Below are 20,878 nucleotides of genomic sequence, written 5' to 3' on the forward strand. Positions count from 1 at the left end.
CTACACGCGCCCGAGGGCAAAGCCCTTGGCGATGAAATTGCGTACGAACCAGATCACGATCGCGCCCGGAATGATGGTCAGTACGCCGGCCGCAGCCAAAAGTCCCAGCTCATAGCCGGACGTGCTTGCTGTGCGCGTCATGACAGCCGCGATGGGCTTGGCGGCGACAGAGGTCAGCGTCTTTGCCAAAAGCAGTTCCACCCATGAGAACATGAAGCAGAAGAAGGCTGTCACCCCGATGCCCGATGCAATCAGCGGCATGAAAATTCTGACAAAGAAGCGCGGGAATGAATAGCCGTCGATATAGGCCGTTTCGTCGATCTCCTTGGGCACGCCCGACATAAACCCTTCGAGGATCCAGACGGCGAGCGGAATGTTGAACAAGCAGTGCGCGAGCGCCACGGCCCAGGGTGTGTCGAACAGACCGACGGCCGAATAGAGCTGATAAAACGGCAGGGCAAAGACCGCCGGCGGCGCCATGCGGTTGGTGAGAAGCCAGAAGAACAGGTGCTTGTCGCCAAGAAAGCGATAACGTGAGAACGCATAGGCGGCAGGCAGCGCAAAGGCGACAGAAATGACAGTGTTTATAAGGACATAACTGATAGAGCTGATGTAACCGTTATACCAGACCGGATTGGTGAGGATCTCCACATAGCTGTCGATGGTGAAGTTCTTCGGCCAGGGGCTGAAGCCGCCCAGGATCTCGTTTGTCGTCTTGAACGACATGTTGACCAGCCAGTAGATCGGCAGAAGCAGGAAGACGATGTAGAGCGTGGGAACGAGCCAGCGGGTCAGTCTCATTGGTCTTCTCCCCGGGTCATCAGCGTGTAGAAGATCCAGCTCACCAGCAATGTCATGAGGAAGTAGATGATGCTCATGGCCGCTGCGATGCCGAGATTGAATTCACCCAGCGCCGCCTTCACCAGATCAATGGACAGGAAGGTCGTGGCATTGCCGGGGCCACCGCCGGTCAGCACGAAGGGCTCCGTGTAGATCATGAAGGAGTCCATGAAGCGCAGGAGAACGGCGATGGTGAGAACGCGGTTCATCTTGGGCAACTGGATATAGCGGAACACCGACCAGCGCGATGCGCCGTCGATCTTCGCCGCCTGATAATAGGCCTCCGGGATGGAGCGCAGGCCGGCATAGGCAAGCAGCACCACGAGCGAGGTCCAGTGCCAGACATCCATCAACACCACCGTGAACCAGGCGGAAATGGGCTGGCGTGTGAAATTGTAGGGAATGCCGAGGGCATTCAGCCCATAGCCCAGAAGGCCGATATCCGGCAGAGCCATGATGTTCCACATCGCACCCACCACGTTCCACGGAATGAGCAACGGCAGCGCCATCAGCACAAGACAGACAGACACCCATGGCCCGGAGCGCGGCATGGTCAGAGCAATGGCGACGCCGAGCGGCACCTCGATCAGAAGAATGATCCCGGTGAACAGAAACTGCCGGAAAAGCGAGGCGTGGAAACGGTCGGAGGTGAGCACATCCTCATACCATTTGACACCTTCGAAGAAGAACAGATTGTTGCCGAACGTCTCCTGCACCGAGTAGTTCACCACCGTCATCAGCGGTATGATCGCGTTGAATGCGACCAGCAGCAGGACCGGCAGGACGAGAAACCAGGCCCGATTGTTCCATGTCTTGGTCATGCTGCCCCTCCCTGGCGCGCAGCCGCCGGATCCACACGCCATGAATTTGCATAGATGTTGATGCCGGCGGGATCGAAACTGATATGCGGTTCAGCGGGAATGGCAGTATCCTCGGCGACAATCGCGGCAATGGGTTGCCCCTCGATGGTCGCATGAACGATCTTGCGCCGCCCCGTATCCTCGACGCGCGCTATCTGTGCCGGAATGCCCTTGTTGCCGATGCGCACATATTCCGGGCGCACGCCCAGTTCCATGCGCGCCGCACGGTCCGCCGCGATCGGCCCGGCCAAGCTGATGGCATGGCTGCCAATATGGGCGCCCTGCCCGTCGATCCGGACAGGAAGAACATTCATGCCCGGGGAGCCGATAAAATATCCGACAAAGGTGTGATTGGGACGTTCGAACAGTTCTTCCGGCGTTCCGATCTGAACGATCTCGCCCTCGTTCATCACCACCACCTGATCGGCGAAGGTCAACGCCTCGGTCTGATCGTGGGTCACATAGACCATGGTAAAGGCAAAGCGCCGGTGCAGTTCCTTCAGCTGCGAGCGCAGCACCCATTTCATGTGGGGATCGATAACCGTCAATGGTTCGTCGAACAGGATGGCGCTGACATCCGAGCGCACCAGCCCGCGACCGAGCGCGATTTTCTGTTTGTCGTCTGCCGTCAGTCCCTTGGCTTTCTGATCAGCGCGGTCCGCCAGATCGATCATTTCGAGCGTTTCGCGCACCCGCCGCTCGATCTCATTGGAAGCCACGCCGCGATTGCGCAGGGGAAAGGCGAGGTTCTGGTAGACCGTCATCGTGTCGTAGACGACCGGAAACTGGAAAACCTGCGCGATATTGCGATCTTCCGTGGAAAGGTCCGTCACCTTGTGTCCATCAAAGAGAATATCTCCCTCGGTTGGCCGCAGCAGCCCCGAGATGATGTTCAAAAGCGTGGTTTTGCCACAGCCCGACGGCCCCAGAAGAGCATAGGCGCCACCATCATCAAAGGTGTGGTGAACCCGCTTCAAAGCGAAATCGTCATCGCTCACGGGGTTGGGCATGTAGGCGTGGCGGATGTTGTTCAGATCAATTCGCGCCATTCCCGCCTCCTACGCAGCCTGGCTGGTACCGGGCGTGACACGCCGGTTTGCATTGTCGAACACCAGCACGTGGCGCGTATCGATAAAGACATCGACCGTTTCGCCGACCTCCAGACGATGAATGCCTTCTTCCAGCATCACCCAGCGGTGGCCTGCGAAATCGAGATGGACAAAGCTCTCGGAACCGGTGATTTCAGTCACCGAAACGGTGGCCCGGACCGAAACTCCGTCGTCCGCGCGCGCCGCCAGCGACAGATGATGGGGCTGGAAGCCGAGCGTGTACTGTCCGTCGGGCGCACCTTCGAGGCCCTGTGGAACGGGCAGTTGAACGGTTTCGTCGAGTGCGAACCTGCTGCCCGCCTTCGTCACCGCCACGGTGTTCAGCGGCGGGTCGGAAAAGGTGCGCGCGGTGACGAGGTCGATCGGCTTGCGGAACACGTCGATGGTCGGGCCGAACTGCGTCAGGCGCCCCTGGCTCAGCGTCGCCGTGCTGCCGCCAAGAAGCAGCGCCTCGCTCGGCTCAGTGGTGGCGTAGACGAAGATCGCACCGGACGCCGCAAATATCTTTGGCAGTTCAGCGCGCAATTCCTCGCGCAGCTTGTAATCCAGATTGGCCAGCGGCTCGTCCAGCAACACCAGACGCGCTTCCTTGACCATGGCGCGGGCCAGTGCCGTGCGCTGCTGCTGGCCACCGGAAAGCTCCAGCGGTGTGCGGTCCAGATGCGGCGTCAGGTGCAGAAGCTCTGCCGCCTGCCGTACCTTTTCCTCGATGACGCGCTTCTCGGCACCCGCAACGCGCAGCGGCGAAGCGATGTTTTCATAAACCGTCATCGCCGGGTAATTGATAAACTGCTGGTAGACCATAGCAACGCTGCGCTTCTGCACCGGCACGCCGGTCACATCGGCACCATCCATCCACACGCTGCCCGCGGTCGGCCGGTCAAGCCCGGCCATAAGCCGCATCAGGCTGGTCTTGCCAGACAGCGTCGGCCCGAGCAGCACGTTCAACGAGCCCGGCTCCAGCTTCAGCGAAACGTCGTCTATATGCGTTTCGCCGGATACGACCTTTGAAACGTCGCGCAGTTCAAGCATGTCCTCCCCCAGCGTTTGCCGCCTGGTTGTGCATTCCCGATATTTCACGCATGAAAGTGTCGACCGCTGCCGCCTCCTCCTGCGACAGGCGCAAACCGCGTTTGGTTCTGCGCCAAAGCACGTCATCACCGCTGACAGCCCATTCGTGAGCGGCCAGATAACGCAATTCGGCTTCGTAGAGATCGACACCAAAATGCCGGCCCAGATCATCGACCGACCGCGCTTCTCCGAGGAGATCGCGGGCACACAGGCCATAGAGCCTGACAAGCCGCGCCGCATGATGCCTGTCGAGGAAGGAATAGTCCCGCATCAGCGCCTCGACCTGTGCCTCGTAGCCGTCGAAAGGAAACTCGCCGCCCGGCAGCGCGCCCGCATGCGTCCACGGCTGCCCTTTGGGACCAAGCGCCCCGGCGATTTTTTCAAGGGCGGATTCGGCCAGCTTGCGGTAGGTCGTTATCTTGCCGCCGAACACGTGCACCATGGGCGCACCGCCCCGCGCGGTCTCCGATTTCAGCACATAGTCCCGCGTCGCTTCCTGTGCCTTCGAGGCGCCGTCATCGAATAGAGGGCGCACCCCGGAGTAGGTCCATACGATATCGTCGCGGGTCACCGGTTCGGAGAAATATTCGCTTGCAGCGGCGCAGAGATAGTCAACCTCGCTGTCACTGATGGCCACATCCTTCGGATCGCCGTCGTAATCCTGATCCGTGGTTCCAATCAGGGTGAAATCTTCCTCGTATGGGATGGCGAAGATGATCCGCCCATCGGCATTCTGGAAAAAATACGCACGCGGATCATCGAATTTGCGCCCGACGACGATGTGACTGCCCTTGACCAGCCGCACATTGTGAACGTCGTTCTGGCCCAGCACGCCCGAAATGACGTGATCAACCCAGGGACCGGCTGCATTGACGAGATAACGCGCCCGCACGGTCTCGGTCTCACCGGTCAAGAGGTTCTGGATACGAACTTTCCAGGTCCCGTTTTCGTCTTCGGCCGAGATCACGCGTGTGCGCACCCGCACATCGGCACCCCGATTTGCAGCGTCACGGGCATTCAGCACAACGAAACGCGCATCATTCACCCAGCAGTCCGAATATTCAAAGGCCCGCCGGTAGGAGGCTTTCAGCGGCTTACCCGCCGGGTCGGACCGCATGTCGAGCGTGCGTGTCTTTGGAAGCCGCTTTCGCCCGCCGATATGATCATAGATGAAGAGCCCGAGCCGCACGAGCCAGGCTGGGCGCAGCCCCTTGTGCAAAGGCAGCACAAAACGCATCGGCCAGATGATGTGCGGCGCGTTGCGCCACAGAATCTCGCGCTCCATCAGCGCTTCGCGCACGAGGCGAAACTCGTAATGTTCGAGATAGCGCAGACCGCCATGGATAAGTTTGGTAGAGCCGGAAGAGGTGCCGCTCGCAAGGTCGTTCATCTCCGCCAGAAAGACGGAGTAACCACGCCCGACCGCGTCGCGTGCAATGCCACAGCCATTGATGCCGCCGCCAATGACGAACACGTCGAACATGGCAGAGCTGGCGGACAATGAACTGGGCGCGGAACCGGACACGCAATCCTCCCTTATCTCTCAGGCTGTAGAAGCAGTCCTCCTCCAGCGGAGAAAAAAGAATTATTTCGAAAGCAGAATGAATGTCAAACGAAAATAAAATTACTGGGCGCCGGTCTCAATAAGCCGCACACCCGCGTCCTCGCACAGGGTCCGCATCGCCGGAAGCGGGCAGCGGTCGGTGATGAATGTGTCGACCTGCGATAAATGCCCGATGCGCACCGGCGCGCCGCGCTCGAACTTGGTCGAATCGGACACCAGGATGACATGTCTTGCATTGGCAATGATCGCCTGCGCCACCTTCACTTCGCGGAAATCGAAATCGTAAAGCGCGCCATCCGGGTCGATGGATGAGACGCCGATCACGGCATAGTCCACCTTGAACTGCCGGATGAAGTCGACAGCGGCCTCGCCGACAACGCCGCCATCGGAACCGCGGACAACACCGCCAGCGATAATGACCTCGAGTGAAGGATATACACGCATCCTATTGGCAACATTGATATTATTCGTGATGACCATGAGTCCTTCATGATCGAGAAGCGCATCGCTCACGGCTTCGGTGGTGGTGCCGATATTGACGAAAAGCGACGCCCTGTCGGGAATGAGCCGCGCTGCCGCCTGGCCGATCGCCCGCTTTTCATCCAGAGCAATCTTGCGCCGCGCTTCATACTCCATGTTCTCGATACCGGAGGGCAGCAGCGCACCGCCATGGATGCGCGTCAGCAGGCGCCGGTCGCAGAGCTCGTTGAGGTCACGCCGTATCGTTTGCGGCGTCACGCTGAAATGCTCGGCAAGGTCATCCACCAGAACACGGCCATGCTCCTTTGCCTGTTCAAGGATCTCCGAGAGTCGCGGCGTCAGGAATGAAGGGTTCATTGTCGTCTCTATGTTCGTTTTTATCATATAAGGACAAAAACGAACATAGAGCAAGCGCACTCTGCGGCGAGCAGTACGGCGAACGCACACCGGCAATCGCCGCCGAAACCATTTCCGGTCATGTCTCGTGGCTCCGAAAACAGACTAAAATGCAAAACCGGCTTCGGGAGAAAGCCGCACACACGCGGAAAGAGAGGAGCGCACCATGAGAAACCTGCTGCCGACCATCGCGCTGACATTGCTGACGCCTGTTTTCGCTTTCGCCGGCGAGGCGGAAATTCGCGCAGCGCAGTCATCCATCAGGAACCAGATCGAAGCCTTTCTGGCAGGAGACAATGAACGCGCCTATTCCTACGCCGCGCCCAACATCAAGGCGCTTTTCCCGACGCTCGATCGCTTCATGGCGATGGTGACGCGCGGCTATCAGCCCGTCTACCGCCCGCGCAATTACGCATTCGGAAAGGCTGCCGAGCCGAACGCGTCGACGGTCATTCAGCGCGTGCTGACCACGGGTCCGAACGGCAAAAGCTATGAAGCGGTCTATACCCTTGAGCGGCAGACCGACGGCACCTATCGGATCACAGGTGTGAGCCTGAAGCAGGCAGACGCTCTTGCTATCTGATGCGCCAAGCGGCGAACCGGTTCGCCACGGATCTCAGCGCGTAAAGTCAGGGAGGCTTTTAAACGCCGTCTTCAAGGCGTCGGACCATCCCTCGGAGATTTCCCGCAGATACGGGTCATCCGCCTCGATGCGCTTTTCATAGCCGATGCGGAATGTGTCGTTCTCGTAGAAGAGAAGGTCGAGCGGCAGACCGACGGAGAGGTTGGATTTGAGCGTCGAATCAAACGAGACAAGCAGGAGCTTCACCGTCTCTTCCAGCTTCATGGCCGTGTCGAAGGCACGAACCAGAATGGGCTTTCCGTATTTCGTCTCACCGATCTGGAAAAAAGGCGTGTCGGCGCTGACCTCGATGAAATTCCCTTCCGGGTAAATCAGGAAGAGACGCGGCTCCATACCGCGAATCTGGCCACCCAGAATGAAAGAGGCACCGAATGCGTCTGCGCTCTGGCCTGCCGGCGCGGACTGGCGGATGACTTCCTTGACGGTATCCCCCACCAGGCGCGCCGCCTGATACATGGACGGAGTTTCGAGCATTGAGGGCGTGCGCTCATCGGGCGCCTTGGTCCGTTCGTCCAGCAGGCTGACCACGGCCTGCGTGGTCGCCAGATTACCCGCCGAAAGCAGCACCAGAACGCGGTCGTCCGGCTCCTGCCAGCAATGCATCTTCCGAAAGGTGGAAATGTTGTCGACACCGGCATTCGTCCGCGTATCGGACATGAACACCAGGCCATGCTGTGTTTTCAGCCCGACGCAATAGGTCATCCGGACCGTACCTCATTCAGATTCGCTCTAAAAGATTACTGCTCGACCGTGATCTGAACCGCAAGCTCTTCTTGCGCCTGCCCGATCCTGATCCCCATCACCGGCATCGCATCACGGTAATCCCGCCCTGTTGCAACCCGTATATAGCGATCATCCGCCGAGATGCCGTTGGAACAGTCAAAAGCCACCCAGCCCAGCCCTTCGAGATGTGTCTCGGCCCAGGCATGGCTCGCTGCCTGTTCATCCCGGTCATCCATGCGCAGATAACCGCTTACATAGCGAGCCGGAAATCCCATCATACGCGCTGCAGTGAGAAAAATGTGGGCGTGATCCTGACAGACCCCCTCTCCGTTCGCCAGGGCGGTCTCGGCTGGCGTACCGGCATCGGTGGTTCCGATTCTGTAGGCCACGCGATCACGTACTACGCTCATGAGACTGTGGAGGCGCTCGACATCCGTTTCGCCGTCGATGCCGCGTAGCAGGGTCGAAATGCCACGCCCGGCGGTGCAAAGCGGCGTCTGCTGCTGAAAGAGCCACAGCGGCGCAAGTCCCTGATGTCTGCCCGTTACGCCAGCCGTATCGCGCGTTTCAACCACGCCGGACGCCTCGATCACGATTGTATGCGGTTCGCCATCAATGCTCACAAGACGCGTGTCATTTCCGAAACCGTCGACAAACTGCGCTTCCTGCGTGGCGCCCTCGGTCTTCAGCGTCCACTCCACCACCTCCTGCGTCGGGCCGCTTTGCGGAAAGAGGCGCAGGCGCTGAAGGGCGTATGAGAGAGGAGCATCATATCGATACTCCGTGCGGTGCTTGATTTTCAGGCGCATCTGGCTGCCCTCAGTGGAAGCGAAAATCTGTGGCGATCTGACTGCCCAGCGCTGCGTTGTCGCGGATAAAATCGCTCAGGAATTCGTGCAGGCCTTCATCAAATACATCCGAGACAGCCGCAGTTTTCAGCTTTTCGACCTTCGCATCGGCCATTTCGTTACAACTCTGACGTACACCATACTCATCGGCCAGATAGTCCAGCGAATCCTGAATGCCCCGATAACAAAAGGCCAGCGAACGCGGCATTCGCCGGTTGAGGATGAGGTAATCGGCGATGTTTGCGGGATTGAAGTCCCCTTCATGGGTCCAGCGGTATGAGCGAAGTGCCGACACCGATCGCAAAATCGTCTGCCACTGGATATTGTCGAGCGGCGAGCCCACCCATGCCGCCGATGGCAGAAGCACGTAATACTTCACGTCCAGTATGCGCGCCGTGTTGTCGGCCCGCTCGATCAAAGTGCCGATCTGGGCAAAATCGAAAATTTCGTTGCGCAGCATGGTGCCCTGAAACGCGCCGCGGATAAGCGCCGTTTCACGTTTTACGGCGTCGAGAACGGCTGGAAGGTCCTGTTCGTCCACACGTCTCTTCAGCATGCGGTGCATCGACATCCACGCCTCGTTGACGCTCTCCCACGTCTCGCGCGTAAGCGCGGTCCTCACCATACGCGCGTTCATGCGCGCGGTGTCTATGGAGGATAGGACGCTCGAGGGATTGCCGGTATCCCGCAGCAGAAAATTCGTCACTGTCGCCGTATCGAACGCGTCGTTCTCCTCTTCGAACAGATCACGCACCCCGGCACTGGTAAGAACCGAAGCCCATTCGTCCGACGAAGCGCTGGTCTGGGTCAGCGCCAGTCTAAGTCCCGTGTCGACCAGACGCGCCATGTTCTCCGCGCGTTCGATGTAGCGCGCCATCCAGAAAAGTCCGTTCGCGGAGCGACCAAGAAGCATGTCAGAGCGCCTTAATCATCGAGAACCCAGGTGTCCTTGGTGCCGCCACCCTGGGAGGAATTGACCACAAGAGAGCCCTTTTTCAGCGCCACGCGGGTCAGACCGCCTGGCACAATGCGGATGCGATCCGACACGAGCACGAAGGGACGAAGGTCCACGTGCCGTGGCGCAAGCCCCTTGCTGGTGAGGATCGGACAGGTTGAAAGCGAAAGCGTCGGCTGGGCGATATAGTTCTTCGGCCTCGCTTTCAGCTTCTTCGCAAAAGCCGCCCTCTCCTTCTTCGAAGCGGCAGGCCCCACCAGCATGCCATAGCCACCTGAACCATGAACCTCCTTCACGACAAGTTCGTCGAGATGCTCCAGTACGTAAGAGAGACTGTCAGGCTCGGAACAGCGCCAGGTCGGCACGTTCTGCAGAATCGCCTTGCGGCCGGTGTAGAACTCGACGATCTCCGGCATGTAGGAGTAAATCGCCTTGTCGTCGGAGATTCCGGTCCCAGGCGCATTTGCAATCGTGATATTGCCGGCGCGGTAGACATCCATGATGCCCGGCACGCCGAGGACGGAATCGGGCCGGAAGGTCAGCGGGTCCAGATAATCGTCGTCGATCCGGCGATAAAGGACGTCAATGCGGCGGTAGCCCTGCGTCGTGCGCATCGCCACATGCCCGTCCACCACGCGAAGATCCGGTCCCTCCACCAGTTCGACGCCCATCTGATCGGCCAGAAAAGCATGCTCGAAATAGGCCGAGTTAAAGCTTCCGGGTGTCAGAACGGCGATCGTCGGTTTGCCATCGCAATGTTCGGGCTTCACGCTTCTTAGGGATTCCCGCAGAAGCTGCGGATAGTTCTCCACCGGCAGCACCTTCACCTGCTGAAAGAGCTCCGGGAAGAGCTGCATCATCGTCTCGCGGTTCTCCAGCATGTAGGAGACGCCGGACGGCGTGCGCGCATTGTCCTCCAGGACGAAAAAGTCATTCTCACCAGTGCGCACGATATCGACACCGGTAATGTGCGTGTAGACGCCGCCAGGCGGCCGCACACCGATCATTTCAGGCAAAAAAGCCTCGTTGTTGGATATGATCTCTTTGGGAATGCGCCCGGCGCGCAGAATTTCCTGCCGGTGGTAGATATCCTCGAGAAAGGCATTGAGCGCCTGGACACGCTGCTCGATGCCCTGCACCAGCCGGCGCCATTCCTTGCCGGAGATAATGCGCGGGACAATGTCGAAGGGGATGAGCCGCTCGGCTGCTTCCTGCTCGCCATATACGGCGAAAGTGATGCCGGTTCTACGGAAAACCCGCTCCGCATCGTCCGCCTTTTGTTTCAGGCGTTTCGGGTCCTGCCGGTCGAACCAGCTCTGGTAATCTTCGTAAGGATCTCGGGCCTGGCCCCCCAGGCGCATCTCGTCAAATAGCGTCAAGAAATGCTCCTCTCAAGAGCATTTCAGCGGGGATGCCTCAAAAAAGCAAGTTGTTTCTGTAGGTTGCGGGAAATCGGGAAGATTGCCGGCTTCCATGCCCAATCTTTAGGGTCAGGACCTATTAATATGATCACAATGGCGTTCGATAGACCAAGAGATGCAAGGAGAAGCCCGCAGAGCGGGGTCTTCCCCCCGGTCAAGGGGTTTGACGCGGCAGATCGCCGGTCTATCGAGCGTCCTTCGGATCGGCCTGATTTGCACGGCCTACTTTGTCGCAAGACCTTGAAAGACGTGAAGTCTTCCTGCGATCCTGCTTCGCGTATCCGCACAGATCAGGCCGACCATTGCGACCATATTAATAGGTCCTGACCCTAAGCCGGATGCGCGCTGCTCTGCCGAAAATATGAGCAGCCTCCATCAGAGGGGCGGCAGATCGCCTTTTTCCCACGCTGCGCTGATTTCAGCCGAGCGTTGTTGAAACCGCCCTGCTTCAATGGCGTCACGAATGTCCTGCATAAGCGACTGGTAATAGGCGAGATTGTTCCAGGTCAGCAGCATGCCGGCCAGGGATTCGCCCGCCTTCACCAGATGATGAAGATAGGCGCGGGAATAATCCCGTGCGGCCGGACAATCGCTCTCCTCGTCCAGCGGACGCATGTCTTCGGCATGACGGGCATTCTTCAGGTTGATCTTGCCGCGCCGCGTGTAGGCAAGACCGTGCCGGCCTGCGCGTGTCGGCATCACGCAATCGAACATATCGATCCCGCGCGCGACCGATTTCAGGATGTCGTCCGGTGTGCCGACGCCCATCAGGTAGCGGGGCTTTTCACCGGGCAGCACCGGGCACGTGGCTTCGAGCATGTCGAGCATGACGGCCTGCGGCTCACCGACGGCCAGTCCGCCAACGGCGTAGCCCTTCAGCTCCATCGCAGCCAGCGCTCTGGCCGAGCGCTCGCGCAGATGCGGCTTGTCTCCACCCTGCACGATGCCGAACATCGCCTTGCCGGGCTGGTTGCCGAACGCGGTCCTGCAGCGCTCCGCCCAACGCAGCGAGAGCTCCATCGCCCGTTCGATTTCGGATTCTTCCGCCGGCAGTGCAACACACTCGTCGAGCTGCATCTGGATGTCGGAGCCGAGCAGTCCCTGTATCTCTATGGAGCGCTCAGGCGGCATCTCGAACACCTGGCCATCCACATGAGAGCGGAAGGTTACGCCTTTTTCGGTGATTTTGCGCAAGTCCGCCAGCGACATGACCTGAAACCCGCCCGAATCCGTCAGGATCGGATAAGGCCAGCGTGCAAATTCATGCAGACCGCCAAGCCGCGCCACCCGTTCCGCGCCCGGCCGCAGCATCAGGTGATAGGTGTTGCCAAGGATAATGTCAGCGCCGAGATCGCGCACCTGATCCATATACATGGCCTTGACGGTGCCTGCCGTTCCCACCGGCATGAAGGCCGGCGTGCGGATGGTACCGCGCGGCATTGAAATCTCGCCGCGCCGGGCATCGCCGTCCGTTGCCAGAAGGCGGAAGGTAAACCGGTCACTCACGATTGATCGTCCCTGAAAAGCAGGCTGGCATCGCCATAGGAATAGAAACGGTAGTCATTGCCGATCGCATGATGATAGGCGCGCTTCATCGTCTCCGTGCCGCTGAAGGCCGAAACGAGCATGAAGAGTGTCGAGCGCGGCAGGTGAAAATTGGTCATCAGCACGTCGACCGTGCGAAAGCGATAGCCGGGCGTGATGAAAATGTCCGTGGCACCGGACCATGCTTCCAGAACTCCGGTCCGTTGCGAAGCACTCTCCAGCAGCCGCAGCGAGGTGGTGCCCACCGAGACGATGCGTCCGCCCCGCGCCCTGACCGCGTTCAGCGCTTCTGCCGTCTCGGCGCTCACCTCGCCGCGTTCGGAATGCATCCTGTGGTCGTCCGTGTCGTCGACCTTGACCGGCAGAAAGGTGCCCGCCCCCACATGGAGCGTCACAAAATGCCGCTCGATACCGGCCGCATCCAGCGCCTGCATCAGTTCCGGCGTGAAATGCAGCCCGGCGGTCGGCGCCGCGACGGCGCCCTCTTCACGGGCGTAGATCGTCTGATAGTCGACCTCGTCGCGCGCATCCTCGGCGCGTTTCCCGGCGATATAGGGCGGCAGCGGCATATGGCCGGCTGCAGCGATGGCTTCATCGAGGACAGGCCCTGAAAAATCGAAAACGAGAAGCGCTTCCCCGCCCTCGCCCTTTTCCGCGACGGTCGCCTCAAGTGTGCCAAGGAAACAGCTTTCGCCATCATGGCCGAACTGAATGCGCTCGCCCGCAATCACGCGCTTCGCGGGCTTCAGGAAAGCGCGCCAGCGGTCCGGCCCCTCGCGCATGTGCAGCGTCGCCTCAATGCGCGCCTGCGCCTCACCGCGCCGGCGAATGCCGCCAAGGCGGGCTGGGATAACCTTTGTGTCGTTGAAGACCAGCGCGTCGCCGGGCTGCAGAAGCTCGGGCAGCTCACGCACCACATGATCACGGATTCTACCGTCCTGGACCGTCAAAAGCCGCGCGGAATCGCGCGGACTGACCGGTCTGAGCGCAATCCGTTCCTCCGGCAGCTCAAAATCGAAGATGTCTACACGCATCGCAAACCGGCCGGTAAGAAAGACCGGGCGGCGCTGCGCCGCCCGGCATCGAAAATTCAGGCTGCGTCAGCCGCAACCCGCATGGAAATGATGGAATCCGGCTCTGAGACCGGCTCGCCGCGCTTGATCCTGTCAATGCAGTCCATGCCTTCGGTCACCTGGCCCCAGACCGAGTACTGACGGTCGAGCCATGGCGCCTTGTCGAAGCAGATGAAGAACTGGGAGTTGGCGGAGTTCGGATTCTGCGAACGGGCCATCGAGCATGTGCCGCGCTCATGGGCCATGTTGGAGAACTCGGCCTTGAGATCCGGCTTGTCGGAACCGCCCATACCGGTACCCGTCGGGTCACCCGTCTGTGCCATGAATCCGTCGATCACGCGGTGGAACACGATGCCATCGTAGAACTTGTCGCGCGCAAGTTCCTTGACGCGCTTCACATGCTCGGGAGCAATATCCGGAAACAACTGGATAACGACCTTGCCCTTGGTCGTCTCCATGACGATGGTGTTTTCCGGATCCTTGATATCAGCCATTCCTATACCTTTCTTTGGTCAACGCGGTTAGTTCGCGTCGTCACTCGCCATGCGCGCATCGAGAATCTTGTCGGGACTCTGCACCATGCCGTTCTGCGCGGCGTCACCCTTCTTGATCGCGTCAACCAGTTCCATGCCCGATTCGACTTCGCCGATCACCGTGTATTGTCCATTCAAGTGTTCGGCAGGCGCGAACATGATGAAAAACTGGGAATTGGCAGAGTTCGGATTCTGCGAACGGGCCATGCCCACGGTTCCGCGCGCAAACGCGGCTTCGGAGAATTCCGCCGGCAAATCGGGCTTTTCGGAGCCACCGGTGCCGACAAGACGCGCATCGAAGCCATCTTCTACATCGCCATACTGGACGTCACCGGTCTGCGCCATGAACCCGTCGATCACGCGATGGAAAGCGACATTGTTATACGCGCCCTCTTCAACGAGGGCCTTGACCTGCTCCACATGCCTGGGCGCAAGATCCGGCCGCAGCCCGATGGTCACTTCACCGTTCCTGAGCGTGAGGATCAAAGTGTTTTCAGGTTCGGCGGCCGAAGCCATACCGAGAGAAGCCACAAGGGCGCCGGCCACGAGCGCAGACGAGGCTAGCTTGCGAAGCTGCATGAAACTCTCCTTTTGGTTTCAGGCGGGGAACTTGGCTTCGAGCGCTTCCAGAACAGCGGAAGGCACGAATGGCGCGATGTCTCCGCCCATGGAAGCGATCTGACGTACAAGTGTGGCGGTAATGGTGCGCACGGATGGGCTGGCGGGCAGAAAAACCGTCTGCAGGTCGGGCGCCATGGTTTCGTTCATGCCGGCCATCTGCATCTCATAGTCGAGATCCGTGCCATCACGCAGACCGCGGATCATGATCGAGGCGCCATGTCTGCGTGCGGCATCAATCACCAGTTTGTCGAATGCCACAACCTCAATGCGTCGGGCATCACCACCCAGCTCGACCGTTGCAGACTTCTGGATCAGCGCCACGCGCTCCTCATAACTGAAAAGCGGTTTCTTGCCTGGGTGAACGCCGATGCCGACCACCACCCTGTCTGCCACCGTCAGCGCCCCCTTGAGCACATCGAGATGGCCGTTCGTCAGGGGATCGAAGGATCCTGCATAAAATGCTGTTCGTTCGGTCATGGCGTGCTTGTATCCGTGTTGCCGGATGAAGGCAATTCAGCAATCGCACCTCTTCGCAGCAATGGCGGCGAAAAGATGAACCGCACATGAACAGTCCGTTCAACACCGGTTCGAACCTGATCGGGTAGTCAGAACACCAATGGCTGAAGGGGCGCCGGTCCAGGGTATGAAACCAAATGGCGTCTCTCCTCGTTAACAGACCAAAAGGAGTGAAGCCATGCTGATCTTTACGCTAGCCGCCGCAATGACCGTCGCAATGCTGATTGCCACCGTTGTTGGCCTCCACGAAGAAGCCGGCCGCGTCAAACTCGAAAACCGCGTTCGCAGCTCTGCAAACCGCCGCTTCCGTTAAACCGGAATCGGGGATGCCGCAGGCCGATCACTCGGCAGCGCCATCCCCATTCTGGTCGCTCGCCTCTCCGTTGGCGGCGTCATCGGCAGAGGCGATCTCTTCCTCTTCGGTCTGCGTGTCGGAAATGCGCTCGACCGAAACCACTTTTTCGCCCTTGGCCGTGTTGAAGATCGTCACGCCCTTTGTTGCGCGGCTGGCGATGCGGATACCGTCAACCGGAACACGAATGACCTGACCCGCATTCGAAACCAGCATGATCTGATCATCCTGCTCTACCGGGAACGCCGCGATCAACGGACCGATCTCATCGGTCTTGGCGACATCCGTCGCTCGAATGCCCTTGCCGCCACGGCCGGTTACCCGGAAATCATAGCTTGAAGAACGCTTGCCATAGCCGAATTCGCTAACGGTCAGCACCATCTGCTCGCGCGCCTTAAGCTCCTCATAGCGTTCAGGTGTCAGGCTTTCCTCTTCGCCGAGATCCTCATTGGTCAGGGCGATGTCTTCGTCTTCGCCGCTTGCCTGCCTGCGCTCCGCTGCCGCCTGCTTGAGATAGGCGGCGCGTGCGGCCGGACTTGCCTCGACATGCGAGAGGATCGCCATGGAAATCACACGGTCGCCTTCGGCAAGATTGATGCCGCGCACGCCGATCGAATTGCGGCCGGCAAAGACGCGCACATCTGTGACGCAGAAGCGGATGCACTGACCCGACGCTGCGGTCAGAAGCACGTCGTCGTCTTCCGTGCAGGTGTAAACTCCGAGAATCGCGTCGCTCGGGTCATCCAGCTTCATGGCGATCTTGCCATTGCGGTTGACCTGGACGAAATCGGACAGTTTGTTGCGGCGCACCGTGCCACGCGTGGTGGCGAACATGACGTCGAGCGCGCCCCAGCTCTCCTCGTCCTCCGGCAGCGGCATGATCGTCGTAATGCTCTCGCCCTCCTCGAGCGGCAGCATGTTGCGCAGGAATTTGCCGACGGATTGCGGCGTACCAACCGGCAGGCGCCAGACCTTTTCCTTGTAGACGATGCCGCGCGAGGAGAAGAACAGAATAGGCGTGTGCGTGTTGGCCACGAACAGCCGCGTCACGAAATCCTCGTCCTTGGTCGACATGCCCGATCGGCCCTTGCCGCCGCGCGCCTGTGCCCGGTAGATGGAGAGGGGCACGCGCTTGATATAGCCCTTGCGCGTGACGGTAACGACCATTTCCTCACGCTGGATCAGGTCTTCGTCATCCAGATCCGCACCACCTTCGGTGATCTCGGAACGACGCGGTGTGCCGAACTCGTCGCGCACGGCGATGAGCTCGTCCTTGACGATCTGCTGAATACGCGCCCGCGACGACAGGATTTCCAGATAATCGCTGATTTCCGCGCCAATCTGGTTCAGTTCGTCGGCAATTTCATCGCGCCCGAGCGCCGTCAGACGCTGCAGGCGCAGCTCGAGGATCGCACGCGCCTGCTCTTCCGACAGATTATAGGTGCCATCGTCGTTGATGCGGTGGCGCGGGTCATCGATCAGGAGAATGAGGGCTTCGACATCCTCCGCCGGCCAGCGGCGCTCCATCAGCTGTTCGCGCGCCGTCTGCGGGTCGGGCGCATGACGGATAAGCTTGATCACCTCGTCGATATTGGCGACGGCGATGGCAAGACCGACCAGCACATGCGCGCGGTCGCGCGCCTTGCGCAGAAGATATTTCGTGCGCCGGCTGACGACTTCCTCGCGGAAGTGGACAAAGGCCTTCAGGAGATCGAGCAGGTTCATCTGCTCCGGCTTGCCACCGTTGAGCGCGACCATGTTGGCGCCAAAGGAGGTCTGCAGCGGCGTGAAGCGATAAAGCTGGTTCAGCACGACATCGGCGACGGCGTCGCGCTTCAGCTCGACCACGACGCGATAGCCCTGACGGTCGCTTTCGTCGCGGATGTCGGAGATGCCCTCGATGCGCTTGTCGCGCACCAGTTCGGCCATCTTTTCGATCATCGAGGCCTTGTTGACCTGATAGGGGATCTCCGTGATGATGATGGCTTCGCGGTCGTTGCGGGCGGGCTCAATGGCCACCCTGCCGCGCATCATGATGGAGCCACGGCCTGTCTCGTAGGCGCTGCGGATGCCGGACCGCCCGAGGATGAGACCGCCGGTCGGGAAATCGGGCCCCGGGATCAGCTCCTGCAGCTCGGGCAGGCTGATCGCCGGATTGTCGATCATGGCCACACAGCCATTGATGACTTCCGACAGGTTGTGCGGCGGAATGTTGGTCGCCATGCCAACCGCGATACCGCCGGAGCCATTGACCAGGAGGTTCGGATACCGTGCAGGCAGCACCTTTGGCTCGCTGGAGGAGCCATCATACGTGTCCTGAAAATCGACCGTTTCCTTGTCGATGTCTTCCAGAAGCTCGTGCGCGCCCTTTGTGAGGCGCGATTCGGTGTAACGCATGGCCGCCGGCGGATCGCCGTCGATGGAGCCGAAATTGCCCTGCCCGTCGACCAGCGGCAGACGCATGGACCAGTCCTGCGCCATGCGCACCAACGCGTCATAGATCGCGGCGTCGCCGTGCGGGTGGTATTTACCCATCACGTCGGCAACGGGACGGGCCGACTTCACATATTTGCGGTTCCAGTGATAACCGCTCTCATGCGAGGCATAGAGAATGCGCCGGTGCACCGGCTTCAACCCGTCGCGCGCATCCGGAAGAGCGCGGCTCACGATCACGCTCATCGCGTAATCGAGATAGGAGCGCTGCATCTCCTCGATGATGGAAATCGGCTCGATGTCGTCGGGCTCGCCCGGTCCGGTCGGCGTCGTCTGGTCAGTCAAATCGTGTCACACACAGAATAAGGAATCACTGACTTCTTATATATGAAGCGCCACTGATTCTCCAATCGGAGCAGCGATTGAAGCCGGGGAAATCCAACGCGATTTCAGATGCATATGGCAGGTCTGTGAATGATGTCACTGACAAATTGCCGCAGACTGCCCGCCAGGAGACACAATCGGGTCTTTTCCGAAGCCTCCCGACTGGGCTAGACAAGTGCAAGGGAGGACCTCATGCCAGGCTACGAGACCGTATTCAATGCCTTTGTCACACTGCTCGTGACCGTGGACCCACCAGGCCTCGCCCCGCTCTTTCTCGCCCTGACGGTGGGCATGAACCGGTCGGAGCGCAACCAGGTCGCTGTTCGGGCGGCGATCATCGGCTTCGCGGTCCTCGCTCTCTTCGGTGTGGCCGGCAGCGCCATACTCTCCGTGTTCGGGATCACACTGCCCGCTTTCCGCGTGGCGGGCGGCCTGCTGCTCTTCTTCATCGCCTTCGAAATGATCTTCGAGCGCCGCCAGGAGCGCCATGAGAAAAGCGCCGAGCGCGCCATCACCCGCGACATGATCCGAAACATCGCCGCCTTTCCGCTGGCGATCCCCCTGATAGCCGGCCCCGGCGCGATTTCGGCCACCGTTCTGCTCTCGGGTTCCTTCGGCGGACTGGCCGGAAGTGCCGCACTGCTGGCAATCCTGGCGACAACGATCGTCATCACCTACGCCGTCTTCACGCTTGCCGAGCGCGTCGACCGCTTCCTCGGCGAGACAGGACGCTCGATCCTGACACGCCTTCTCGGCGTTATACTGGCCGCGCTCGCCGTGCAATTCGTCGCCGACGGCGCCAAGGCGCTGTTTGCGGCACCGTAGCCCCGGTAAACCGCGCGCAAATGCCGAGAGTTGCGGAACACAACTGGAACATATAGAGTATGTTCTGGTTTTGTTTTTAACTGATTCTCGGTGGCGCCCATGCTGACCCGCAAGCAGCACGAACTTCTCCTGTTCATCCACGAGCGGCTGAAGGAGACAGGAATCCCGCCCTCCTTCGATGAAATGAAGGAAGCGCTGGACCTTGCCTCGAAATCCGGCATTCATCGATTGATCACCGCGCTCGAGGAGCGTGGCTTCATTCGCCGGCTTCCCAATCGGGCCCGTGCACTGGAAGTTCTGCGCCTACCCGATTCGATTGCTCCCGGCCTGAACCCCGGCGCACGCAAATTCTCGCCCAGCGTCATTGAAGGCAGCCTCGGCAAAGCCCCCTCGCCCCAGCCAAAACCCGCCGCCAGCAATGATGACGGTCTGGCCGGCGTCGTTTCCGTGCCGGTGATGGGGCGCATCGCTGCCGGCGTTCCCATCGACGCCATTCAGCACCAGACACATTCCATCGCCGTCCCCCCGGACATGCTTAGCGGCGGCGATCATTACGCGCTGGAGGTCAGGGGCGATTCCATGATCGAGGCGGGGATCTTCGATGGCGATACCGTCATCATCCGCGAAACCCAGACCGCCAATCCGGGCGAGATCGTCGTCGCGCTGGTGGATCAGGAAGAAGCAACCCTGAAACGTTTTCGGCGCAAAGGTGCGTCGATTGCCCTTGAAGCTGCCAACCCGGCCTATGAGACGCGGATTTTCGGCCCTGACCGAGTCAAGGTTCAGGGGCGCCTGGTTGGATTGATGCGCCGTTACTGAAGTATATTGCGGTCAGGTGGAAAAACCTGACTGCAAAATCTTCCAACGCGGCGACGGCGGGTCGAGCCGTCTGCGTAGCCCCGCCCATTTCTCTTCCACAGCCAGGTACGCCCCGTTCGTTTCTCCCAGCCGGCACATCCCGCTCGCTTCGACCTTTCAGCGGACGTGTTCGGGGAACTGAGACTGTAGAACCTGGGGCAGCATCTCGGGCAGATCTTCTGCGATGAGCCCGCGGCCGAACACTCTGCCGGCCTCCGCATGAAGCCAGACACCCGCGCAGGCCGCTTCAAACGCCGGCATCGACTGTGCCATCAGACCAGCGACGATCCCGGACAGGACATCGCCTGAGCCTGCTGTCGCCAGGTGCTGCGTTGCGTTCACATTGATGGCTGCCCGCCCGTTAGGCGCCGCAACCACCGTATCCGGTCCCTTGAGCACGATTGCTGCACCTGATCGCATGGCTGCATCCCGGGTCCGCTCCACTTTCGAGACCTCCGGCGCATCTTCAAGACCTGGAAACAGGCGCCCGAATTCGCCTTCGTGCGGTGTCAGAACGACTTGCGCGGCGGAGGCTTTGATCATGGCGAAAAGCGTCTCCGGGTCGCCGCGAAAGGCGGTGATTGCATCCGCATCGAAAACCAGTCCGCCCGCGGCGCCCGCCCGGTCGAGAAGGCTGCGCGCAAAACTTCGTGTTCGCTCGCCTGTTCCTGCCCCCGGCCCCAGCACAGCGCCGGAGGGGCCGCGATCACTGAGGAACGCCTCCAGTTCCTCGACCGTATCGGCCCTGCGCAGCATGATCGAGGTCAGATGCATTGCGTTAACGGAAAGCGCGTTGGCGGGTGAAAGCACGGTCACGGCGCCTGCCCC

General features: G+C 60.2%; 21 protein-coding genes. 4 read left to right on the forward strand and 17 right to left on the reverse strand.

Going from position 1 to position 20,878, the window contains the following annotated elements; translation table 11 throughout:
* The 6 genes from JCM21793_RS03245 to JCM21793_RS03275 form a co-directional block, all read right to left on the reverse strand.
* Complete coding sequence (locus tag JCM21793_RS03245; RefSeq protein WP_025029440.1) at positions 1-801, reverse strand: carbohydrate ABC transporter permease; 801 nt, start codon at positions 799-801, stop codon at positions 1-3.
* A complete protein-coding gene (locus JCM21793_RS03250; protein ID WP_007009571.1) occupies positions 798-1,661 on the reverse strand; it encodes a carbohydrate ABC transporter permease in 864 nt (287 codons plus the stop codon). Before JCM21793_RS03250 ends, JCM21793_RS03245 begins: the two co-directional genes overlap by 4 nt.
* Complete coding sequence (locus JCM21793_RS03255; RefSeq protein ID WP_025029441.1) at positions 1,658-2,749, reverse strand: ABC transporter ATP-binding protein; 1,092 nt, start codon at positions 2,747-2,749, stop codon at positions 1,658-1,660. The genes JCM21793_RS03250 and JCM21793_RS03255 overlap by 4 nt, the downstream gene beginning before the upstream one ends.
* 9 nt (positions 2,750-2,758) lie before the next feature.
* The gene (locus JCM21793_RS03260; protein ID WP_025029442.1) at positions 2,759-3,841 is read right to left on the reverse strand and encodes an ABC transporter ATP-binding protein; all 1,083 of its coding nucleotides are present in this window, start codon (positions 3,839-3,841) and stop codon (positions 2,759-2,761) included.
* Positions 3,834-5,363, reverse strand: coding sequence for a glycerol-3-phosphate dehydrogenase (gene glpD, locus JCM21793_RS03265; RefSeq protein WP_025029443.1), 1,530 nt, complete (start codon positions 5,361-5,363; stop codon positions 3,834-3,836). The genes JCM21793_RS03260 and glpD overlap by 8 nt, the downstream gene beginning before the upstream one ends.
* A 141-nt stretch (positions 5,364-5,504) precedes the next feature.
* Positions 5,505-6,281, reverse strand: coding sequence for a DeoR/GlpR family DNA-binding transcription regulator (locus JCM21793_RS03275; protein WP_025029444.1), 777 nt, complete (start codon positions 6,279-6,281; stop codon positions 5,505-5,507).
* Positions 6,282-6,486: 205 nt separating this feature from the next.
* On the opposite strand from JCM21793_RS03275, the gene JCM21793_RS03280 reads away from it, so the two are divergent.
* Positions 6,487-6,903 (forward strand): DUF4864 domain-containing protein, encoded by a 417-nt coding sequence (locus tag JCM21793_RS03280; protein WP_025029445.1) that lies wholly within the window; start codon positions 6,487-6,489, stop codon positions 6,901-6,903.
* Between the two features lie 33 nt (positions 6,904-6,936).
* Here JCM21793_RS03280 and JCM21793_RS03285 read toward each other — a convergent pair whose 3' ends face one another.
* The 9 genes from JCM21793_RS03285 to coaD all read right to left on the reverse strand — a co-directional run bounded on the left by JCM21793_RS03285 (position 6,937) and on the right by coaD (position 15,159).
* Positions 6,937-7,665 (reverse strand): proteasome-type protease, encoded by a 729-nt coding sequence (locus tag JCM21793_RS03285; protein WP_025029446.1) that lies wholly within the window; start codon positions 7,663-7,665, stop codon positions 6,937-6,939.
* Between the two features lie 35 nt (positions 7,666-7,700).
* Complete coding sequence (locus JCM21793_RS03290; protein WP_025029447.1) at positions 7,701-8,495, reverse strand: transglutaminase family protein; 795 nt, start codon at positions 8,493-8,495, stop codon at positions 7,701-7,703.
* Between the two features lie 10 nt (positions 8,496-8,505).
* Entirely contained in the window at positions 8,506-9,447 is a 942-nt protein-coding gene (locus tag JCM21793_RS03295) for an alpha-E domain-containing protein (protein ID WP_025029448.1), read from the reverse strand.
* Positions 9,448-9,458: 11 nt separating this feature from the next.
* Complete coding sequence (locus tag JCM21793_RS03300) at positions 9,459-10,868, reverse strand: circularly permuted type 2 ATP-grasp protein (RefSeq protein WP_025029449.1); 1,410 nt, start codon at positions 10,866-10,868, stop codon at positions 9,459-9,461.
* Between the two features lie 417 nt (positions 10,869-11,285).
* The gene (gene tgt / locus JCM21793_RS03305) at positions 11,286-12,416 is read right to left on the reverse strand and encodes a tRNA guanosine(34) transglycosylase Tgt (protein ID WP_025029450.1); all 1,131 of its coding nucleotides are present in this window, start codon (positions 12,414-12,416) and stop codon (positions 11,286-11,288) included.
* Positions 12,413-13,489, reverse strand: a complete 1,077-nt coding sequence (gene queA, locus JCM21793_RS03310) for a tRNA preQ1(34) S-adenosylmethionine ribosyltransferase-isomerase QueA (protein WP_025029451.1) — start codon at positions 13,487-13,489, stop codon at positions 12,413-12,415. Before queA ends, tgt begins: the two co-directional genes overlap by 4 nt.
* A gap of 56 nt (positions 13,490-13,545) precedes the next feature.
* Positions 13,546-14,022 carry a peptidylprolyl isomerase gene (locus tag JCM21793_RS03315; protein WP_007009560.1) on the reverse strand — a complete coding sequence of 159 codons (477 nt, stop codon included), beginning with the start codon at positions 14,020-14,022 and terminating at the stop codon, positions 13,546-13,548.
* 27 nt (positions 14,023-14,049) lie between these two features.
* Positions 14,050-14,640, reverse strand: coding sequence for a peptidylprolyl isomerase (locus JCM21793_RS03320; RefSeq protein ID WP_025029452.1), 591 nt, complete (start codon positions 14,638-14,640; stop codon positions 14,050-14,052).
* Between the two features lie 18 nt (positions 14,641-14,658).
* Positions 14,659-15,159, reverse strand: coding sequence for a pantetheine-phosphate adenylyltransferase (coaD, locus tag JCM21793_RS03325; protein WP_007009558.1), 501 nt, complete (start codon positions 15,157-15,159; stop codon positions 14,659-14,661).
* Positions 15,160-15,376: 217 nt separating this feature from the next.
* Between coaD and JCM21793_RS30850 the strand changes: the two genes are divergently transcribed.
* On the forward strand, positions 15,377-15,511 hold the full coding sequence (locus JCM21793_RS30850) for a hypothetical protein (protein ID WP_007009557.1): 135 nt from the start codon (positions 15,377-15,379) through the stop codon (positions 15,509-15,511).
* Positions 15,512-15,538: 27 nt separating this feature from the next.
* On the opposite strand, the gene gyrA is transcribed toward JCM21793_RS30850, so the two are convergent.
* Positions 15,539-18,328, reverse strand: coding sequence for a DNA gyrase subunit A (gyrA, locus tag JCM21793_RS03335; protein WP_025029453.1), 2,790 nt, complete (start codon positions 18,326-18,328; stop codon positions 15,539-15,541).
* A gap of 231 nt (positions 18,329-18,559) precedes the next feature.
* Between gyrA and JCM21793_RS03340 the strand changes: the two genes are divergently transcribed.
* Both JCM21793_RS03340 and lexA read left to right on the forward strand, forming a co-directional pair.
* A complete protein-coding gene (locus JCM21793_RS03340; RefSeq protein ID WP_007009555.1) occupies positions 18,560-19,192 on the forward strand; it encodes a MarC family protein in 633 nt (210 codons plus the stop codon).
* A gap of 99 nt (positions 19,193-19,291) precedes the next feature.
* Positions 19,292-20,011: a transcriptional repressor LexA gene (gene lexA, locus JCM21793_RS03345; protein ID WP_007009554.1), complete on the forward strand. Its 720-nt coding sequence runs from the start codon at positions 19,292-19,294 to the stop codon at positions 20,009-20,011.
* Between the two features lie 156 nt (positions 20,012-20,167).
* Here the strand turns inward: lexA and JCM21793_RS03350 are convergent.
* The coding region (locus tag JCM21793_RS03350) for an ADP-dependent NAD(P)H-hydrate dehydratase (RefSeq protein ID WP_025029454.1) at positions 20,168-20,878 on the reverse strand (711 nt) is incomplete at its 5' end.

Source organism: Nitratireductor aquibiodomus NL21 = JCM 21793, assembly GCF_000615975.1.
Taxonomy (GTDB): Bacteria; Pseudomonadota; Alphaproteobacteria; order Rhizobiales; family Rhizobiaceae; genus Nitratireductor; species Nitratireductor aquibiodomus.

Excerpts from the sequence above, each read along its gene's own strand:
- JCM21793_RS03245 (WP_025029440.1), bottom strand. The coding sequence starts at position 801 with ATGAGACTGACCCGCTGGCTCGTTCCCACGCTCTACATCGTCTTCCTG.
- JCM21793_RS03250 (WP_007009571.1), bottom strand. The coding sequence starts at position 1,661 with ATGACCAAGACATGGAACAATCGGGCCTGGTTTCTCGTCCTGCCGGTC.
- JCM21793_RS03255 (WP_025029441.1), bottom strand. The coding sequence starts at position 2,749 with ATGGCGCGAATTGATCTGAACAACATCCGCCACGCCTACATGCCCAAC.
- JCM21793_RS03260 (WP_025029442.1), bottom strand. The coding sequence starts at position 3,841 with ATGCTTGAACTGCGCGACGTTTCAAAGGTCGTATCCGGCGAAACGCAT.
- glpD (WP_025029443.1), bottom strand. The coding sequence starts at position 5,363 with ATGTTCGACGTGTTCGTCATTGGCGGCGGCATCAATGGCTGTGGCATT.
- JCM21793_RS03275 (WP_025029444.1), bottom strand. The coding sequence starts at position 6,281 with ATGAACCCTTCATTCCTGACGCCGCGACTCTCGGAGATCCTTGAACAG.
- JCM21793_RS03280 (WP_025029445.1), top strand. The coding sequence starts at position 6,487 with ATGAGAAACCTGCTGCCGACCATCGCGCTGACATTGCTGACGCCTGTT.
- JCM21793_RS03285 (WP_025029446.1), bottom strand. The coding sequence starts at position 7,665 with ATGACCTATTGCGTCGGGCTGAAAACACAGCATGGCCTGGTGTTCATG.
- JCM21793_RS03290 (WP_025029447.1), bottom strand. The coding sequence starts at position 8,495 with ATGCGCCTGAAAATCAAGCACCGCACGGAGTATCGATATGATGCTCCT.
- JCM21793_RS03295 (WP_025029448.1), bottom strand. The coding sequence starts at position 9,447 with ATGCTTCTTGGTCGCTCCGCGAACGGACTTTTCTGGATGGCGCGCTAC.
- queA (WP_025029451.1), bottom strand. The coding sequence starts at position 13,489 with ATGCGTGTAGACATCTTCGATTTTGAGCTGCCGGAGGAACGGATTGCG.
- JCM21793_RS03315 (WP_007009560.1), bottom strand. The coding sequence starts at position 14,022 with ATGGCTGATATCAAGGATCCGGAAAACACCATCGTCATGGAGACGACC.
- JCM21793_RS03320 (WP_025029452.1), bottom strand. The coding sequence starts at position 14,640 with ATGCAGCTTCGCAAGCTAGCCTCGTCTGCGCTCGTGGCCGGCGCCCTT.
- coaD (WP_007009558.1), bottom strand. The coding sequence starts at position 15,159 with ATGACCGAACGAACAGCATTTTATGCAGGATCCTTCGATCCCCTGACG.
- JCM21793_RS30850 (WP_007009557.1), top strand. The coding sequence starts at position 15,377 with ATGCTGATCTTTACGCTAGCCGCCGCAATGACCGTCGCAATGCTGATT.
- JCM21793_RS03340 (WP_007009555.1), top strand. The coding sequence starts at position 18,560 with ATGCCAGGCTACGAGACCGTATTCAATGCCTTTGTCACACTGCTCGTG.
- lexA (WP_007009554.1), top strand. The coding sequence starts at position 19,292 with ATGCTGACCCGCAAGCAGCACGAACTTCTCCTGTTCATCCACGAGCGG.